At 58.8% G+C, this 2,293-nt stretch carries 2 protein-coding genes; both read right to left on the reverse strand.

Annotation, left to right across the window (positions count from 1 at the left end):
- Positions 1-145: 145 nt before the first annotated feature.
- Positions 146-1,267 carry a TIGR03364 family FAD-dependent oxidoreductase gene (locus AQS70_RS09760; protein WP_055102598.1) on the reverse strand — a complete coding sequence of 374 codons (1,122 nt, stop codon included), beginning with the start codon at positions 1,265-1,267 and terminating at the stop codon, positions 146-148.
- A gap of 20 nt (positions 1,268-1,287) precedes the next feature.
- A partial coding sequence (locus tag AQS70_RS09765; RefSeq protein ID WP_082428072.1) for a putative 2-aminoethylphosphonate ABC transporter substrate-binding protein occupies positions 1,288-2,293 on the reverse strand: 1,006 nt, incomplete at its 5' end.

Below are 2,293 nucleotides of genomic sequence, written 5' to 3' on the forward strand. Positions count from 1 at the left end.
CGAGGAACGAAGGCTGCGAGCTTTTAATCTATCGGGCCGCTCTAAAAATCTAAAGATCGCAGCCTTCGGCAGCTCCTACGAGACAAGCCATATTTTTGCCCAAGCGTGAAACAGCCTCCAAGGAGCTGCCGAAGGCGGCGAGCTCTTAATCAAGCAAGTGCGCAATGTTGCGCTCGGCCATGGCCGGGCCGACGCTCATGCCAACCCCGGTTTGCATCAAGGCAGCGCTTAGACCCGGCGCCACGTTGAGCCACGTAAACGGCTTGGCCCCGCGTGCGCCATAAACCCCTTGCCAACGCTCAACCACTTGCACCTCACAGCCCAACGTTTCTTCGCATAACTGGAGCATCCAGTTATCCACCTGTTCAGCGTTGAAGGGCGATGGATCGTCGCTGTAGTCGTGGGAATCACCGACGATCAACTCGCCGTGCGGCGTAGGGCTGATCAACAAGTGAATGCCGTGTTGATCCAAGTGCGGGCTGTCGCGCAGGATCTCGGCGTGCACCACTGCCGCTTCCGGCAAATCGGCAAAGGCGCCGTAATGCACACAGCTCAGGCCGGTGAGCAGCGCGTGCTGCAGTTGCAGATCAATTTTTGGTCTCACCCGCAGCATTTGCAGGCGACAGCGCTGCGGGTTAAGCGCTGCCAGCGGCTGCGCAAGCAGCGTTTGATAATCGTGCCCCGAGCACACAATCACCTGCGCGCCCTTAAAACTACCGGCCGTGGTATGGACTTGGCCCGGCTCAACGTCGCGCACCAAGGTTGAAAAGTGAAACTCGACGCCCAGTTCGCGTTGCAGGTACGCCACCAATGCCGGAATGGCTTCACGCGAATACACCTGTTGATCGTCCAGCCCGTGCAACGCCGCACAATGATGGCTGAACTGGCCGCCGTATAGCGCGTCCAGTTCAGCGCCGCGCAGCAGTTCGGCGCGGTAGCCGTAATCACGGGCGCGGCCTTGGCAAAAAGCCTCCAGCAACTGCTCTTCAGCTTCGGTGCGGGCAAACAGGTATGAGCCATTACGCTTGAGATCAAACCCGGCGTGCCGTGCCCACTCGGCCCAGATACCCCGGCTGGCTTGGGCCAAATCGAGCATGACCCCAGGCGGCTGACCGGTGACCAGCGCTTGGCCAAAGTTACGCACCGATGCGCCCAATGGCGTGTGCGTGCGCTCAAAAACCTGAACCTTCAGCCCGCGTTTTGCGGCCGCATAAGCATGGGACAACCCCAGAATGCCTGCACCAACAATAAGAATGGGTTGAGTCATACACCTCTCCTACACACAAATCAGTGCGCCACTTTCTCGGACTTACCGTCATAGCGCTTGCGCCATTCGGTCAAAATTTGATCGCGGTTTTTCGAGGCCCAAGCGAAGTCGTTTTTGATCAGGCGTTGCTCGTAATCCGCAGGCAGTTCGGTCTGCGGCTTGGCGATACCGGGCTGCGCGAGCACGGCGAAGTTCTCTTTATACAGCTCCATCGCTGCTGGGCTGGCCGAGAAGTCAGCCAGCTTCTGAGCCGCCGCTTCATGCGGGGTGCCTTTAATCACCGCCGTCGCTTCAATCTCCCAGCCCAACCCCTCTTTGGGCAGGATGATGTCCAGCGGTGCGCCCTGGCGCTTGAGTTGCACCGCCGGGTATTCAAATGAGATACCAATCGGGAACTCACCCGAAGCGGCCAACTTGCAGGGCTTGGAACCCGAGTGAACGTACTGGCCGATGTTCTGGTGCAGGCCGTCCATGTACACCCAACCTTGCTTCTCGCCAAAGGTTTGCAGCCACGCGCTCACGTCCAAAAAGCCGGTGCCGGAAGAGGCCGGGTTCGGCATCACGATCTTGCCCTTGTATTCAGGCTTGGTCAGGTCTTGCCAGCTCACAGGCTTGGTCAGGCCCTGTTTCTCAGCTTCGACAGTGTTAAAACAAATGGTCGCGGCCCATACGTCCATCCCGACCCAAGCCGGTGGATTGGCCGGGTCGCGATAATTGGGCCCGATCTTGGCCAAATCGTGAGGTGCGTAGGGTTGCAACATGCCTTGCTGGTCAAGGATCGCTAGGCTCGACGCCGCCAACCCCCACACTGCATCCGCCTGTGGGCGGTCTTTTTCGGCCAGCAATTTGGCCGTGATGATGCCGGTCGAATCGCGCACCCATTTGATCTCGACATCCGGGTTGGCCTTCTCAAAGGCTTGCTTATAGCTCTTGAGTTGCTCGGCTTCGAGGGCGGTGTACACGGTCAACTCAGTTTTGGCGGCAAACGCGTTAACGCTGAACACAGTGACGACAGCAGCACCACGC

It is taken from the genome of Pseudomonas endophytica (assembly GCF_001411475.1).
Taxonomy (GTDB): Bacteria; Pseudomonadota; Gammaproteobacteria; order Pseudomonadales; family Pseudomonadaceae; genus Aquipseudomonas; species Aquipseudomonas endophytica.

Coding starts and splice junctions, on each gene's coding strand:
- AQS70_RS09760 (WP_055102598.1), bottom strand. CDS start 1,267: ATGACTCAACCCATTCTTATTGTTGGTGCAGGCATTCTGGGGTTGTCC.